Source organism: Thermoanaerobaculia bacterium (assembly GCA_035717485.1).
Lineage (GTDB): Bacteria > Acidobacteriota > Thermoanaerobaculia > UBA5066 > DATFVB01 > DATFVB01.
In genome coordinates this window covers 1-3,079 of the sequence record DASTIQ010000281.1, presented here as the reverse complement: position 1 = coordinate 3,079, position 3,079 = coordinate 1, and the positions used below count along the sequence as shown (strand labels likewise).

The 3,079-nt window shown below is 69.2% G+C and carries 5 protein-coding genes; all 5 read left to right on the top strand.

The annotated features are described in order from the left end of the window. Window positions 1-789: ParB/RepB/Spo0J family partition protein (locus VFS34_14615; protein HET9795684.1), on the top strand; the 789-nt coding region annotated here is incomplete at its 5' end. After that, complete coding sequence (locus VFS34_14610; protein HET9795683.1) at window positions 789-1,127, top strand: polymer-forming cytoskeletal protein; 339 nt, start codon at window positions 789-791, stop codon at window positions 1,125-1,127. The genes VFS34_14615 and VFS34_14610, both read left to right, overlap by 1 nt. Before the next feature lie 467 nt (window positions 1,128-1,594). Continuing rightward, entirely contained in the window at window positions 1,595-2,029 is a 435-nt protein-coding gene (locus VFS34_14605) for a hypothetical protein (GenBank protein ID HET9795682.1), read from the top strand. Then, window positions 2,026-2,625, top strand: coding sequence for an ATP synthase F0 subunit B (locus VFS34_14600; GenBank protein HET9795681.1), 600 nt, complete (start codon window positions 2,026-2,028; stop codon window positions 2,623-2,625). The genes VFS34_14605 and VFS34_14600 overlap by 4 nt, the downstream gene beginning before the upstream one ends. Then, window positions 2,622-3,079 (top strand): ATP synthase F1 subunit delta (gene atpH, locus VFS34_14595; protein HET9795680.1); only part of this gene is annotated, 458 nt, incomplete at its 3' end. The genes VFS34_14600 and atpH, both read left to right, overlap by 4 nt.

Below are 3,079 nucleotides of genomic sequence, written 5' to 3'. Positions count from 1 at the left end.
CGGATGGGCGCCCGCGAGGCGGATCTGGCGGCTCTGCATCCGAACCCGCTCCAGCCTCGAACCGATTTCGACGCCCGGGGGCTCGCCGAGCTCGCCGAGTCGATCCGGGTGAACGGCATCGTCCAGCCGATCGTGGTCTCGCCCCGGTCGGCGGGAGGCTTCACGATTCTCGCGGGCGAGCGACGGTTCCGGGCGGCGAAGGCGGCGGGACTCGCCCGGGTGCCGATCGTCGTCCGGGAGGCGGCGGGGGACCGGGAGCGGCTCGAGCTCGCTCTCGTCGAAAACCTCCAGCGCGAGGACCTGAATCCGATGGAGTCGGCGGCGGCCTACGGGCGCCTGCGGGAAGAGTTCAGGCTCACCCAGGAGCAGATCGCCGAACGCGTCGGCAAGGAGCGGTCGACGGTAGCTAACTCATTGAGACTATTGAAGTTACCATCAAAGGTGCGGGACATGATTCGAGCCGGTCAGCTGTCGGCCGGCCACGCCAAGGCCTTGAGCGCGCTCGCCTCCGGGGACGACCAGATGAGGCTCGCGGAGGAGATCGTCCGTCGCGACCTGTCGGTGCGGCAGGCCGAGAAGCGCGCGTCGGCGATGTCGGGCGCCGCTCCCCGACTCAAGCGGGAAAAGCCGCGCGATCCCTTCTCCCGGGACGCCGAGGAAAAGCTCTCGCGCCGGCTCCGCGCCCGGGTGCGCCTGGAGCGGAAGAAGCGCGGGGGAAAGATCGAGATCGATTTCGCGTCGGAAGAGGATCTCATCCGGATCTTCGAGATGCTGATGGGGAAAATTTGATGGCGAAGAAGCCGGACGGAGTCCTGAACGGATTTCTCGACGAGGGGAGCCATTTCAAGGGAGAGCTCACCTTCGACGACACGATGCGGATCGACGGCAAGTTCGAAGGGTCCATCCGCTCGGACCATCTCCTGATCATCGGCGACACCGGGGAAGTCGACGCCGACGTGCGGGTCGGCAGCATCTCGATCGACGGAACGCTTCGGGGGTCGGTCGTCGCGCGCGAGAAGATCGAGATCCATCCGCGCGGCAAGGTGTACGCGAAGCTGCAGGCCCCGGTGTTGAAGATCGAAGAGGGGGCGACTTTTCAGGGCGAAGTCTCGGGCAGCGACAAGTAGCGGGCGGGTCGCTATACGCGTCCGTTCCGCCCGCCGGCGGGATCGACGTACGCCCCGGTACGCCTCACCCGCCGGCCGGGCGTCCCGAACGCGTCTTTCAACCCGTCTCGACGCGCCTCAGCGATGCCGCGATTCGATTTTTCTCGGGGACGGGCCGGCTGAGACGACCGGCATGCGCAGCTCGAATGCTCTGACGATGAAGCGCGGCGAGGCGCGAGGCCGACGGGATGCGTGTCGACCGCGAGATCCCGAGGCATACCGGGGCGTATGTCGCAGGGTCTCGCCGCGGCGCGCCACGTCGTCGCGTCGAGAGGTTGCGCGGCCGTTCGAATCACACGCGTCTCGCTGTCCTTGCCCCCGGTTCGGCCCTGAGGCGCTCGATGCGTCGATTTGCGGCGACGCGGTCTCTGCTTCTTGCGCTGCGTGAACGAGTTCTGATAATTTCCAGCCCTTTTCGAGGGCGTTGAATGCTTCAGGTTCCCAACGTGTCGATGCTCCTGATCCTCGCGATCTTCTTCGCGACGCTCTGGGTGTTGAACCGGTTCCTTTTCCGGCCGGTGTCCGCGATCCTGGACGAGCGCCAGAGCGAGGCGGAAACCGCCGCGCGGGCGCTGGCCGACGCCGAGGAGAAATTCCGCGCCGCGGCCGCGAAGATCGAAACCGAGCTCTCCCTCGCCCGCCGGGAGGCGCTCAAGATCCGGGAGGAAAACCGCGCGGAAGGACGGCATATCCGCGAGCAGCAGGTCGAGGCGGCCAAGCAGGAAACCGCGGCCCGGCTCGAAAAAGCGGCGGCGGAGCTCGAAGCCGACGCGCGGCGGGCGCGCGACGAGCTGCCGTCGCGGGTCTCGACGATCGTGTCGTCTCTCGTCGAAAAGGTGCTCGGGCGGAAGGCTGCGGCGTGAGGCTCGCCCGGCGTTTCCCGGTTTTCTTCTCCGCGCTCCTCCTCCTCGCGGCGGCTCCGGCCTGGGCGGCCGAGGAAGAAGAGGTCGCGAAGAAGTTCCTCGGACTTCCGGTCGAGCTGTGGAAGCTCGCGAACCTGCTCCTCATCCTCGGCCTTCTCGTGTACTTCCTCGGGAAGCCTTTCAACCAGCATTTCCGGAAACGCCGCGAGGAGCTCGACGACGCGATCGACCGCGCGGGCGTCGAGCGGGACAAGGCGCTGGCGCTCGCCTCGGAGATGACCGCCCGCCTCGCCTCGCTCGAGAAGGAGATCGCGGAGATCCGCACGCGCGGAGCGGGCGAAGGGGAGACCGAGAAGCGCGCCCAGATCGAGGCGGCCGCCCGGGACGCCGAGATGCTCCGCCGGAACGCGGCGGACGAAATCGAGCACCGCCTCGCCGCCGCGAAGAAGGATCTCGCGCGGGCGGCGGCCGCCCTCGCGGCGGACCGCGCGCGCGACGTTCTCGCCGGGGCGATCACGGACGAGGATCGCCGCCGGCTCCTCGACGAGAGCGTCCGGAGCGTCGCCGACGCGGCCGGCGGGATGTCCCGGTCATGACGGCGCGATTCGCCCGGCCCTACGCCGACGCGCTGCTCCAGAGCGTCCCGGCCGGCTTCGACGCCGGCAAGTGGGCCGCTCCGCTCCACGACGTCGCATCCGCGATCGGCGGCAACGGCGTTCTCCGCGCGGTCCTCGCGAATCCCTCCGTGACGGCGGAGGCCAAGCGCGGCATCGTGCAGTCGCTCGCCGCCCGCGCGGGCGTCGACGAGCTCGGCGGACGGTTCCTCCGGCTGCTCCTCGACAAGGGGCGGATCGTCCAGCTCCCGGAGATCCTCGACGCGATCCGCGAGGCGATCGACGTGCGGGAAGGGGTCGTCCCGGCGAAGGTCACCGTCGCCTCGGACCTCGACGCCGCCGCGCGCGAGCGCGTCTCCGCGGCGCTTTCGCGCGCGACCGGAAAGAAGGTCCGCGCGACGTTCGCGACCGACCCGAGCCTCCTCGCGGGATTCGT

Bases quoted from the DNA above. Each gene is read 5' to 3' on its own strand.
- VFS34_14605 (HET9795682.1), top strand. From the start codon at position 1,595: ATGCTTCAGGTTCCCAACGTGTCGATGCTCCTGATCCTCGCGATCTTC.
- VFS34_14610 (HET9795683.1), top strand. From the start codon at position 789: ATGGCGAAGAAGCCGGACGGAGTCCTGAACGGATTTCTCGACGAGGGG.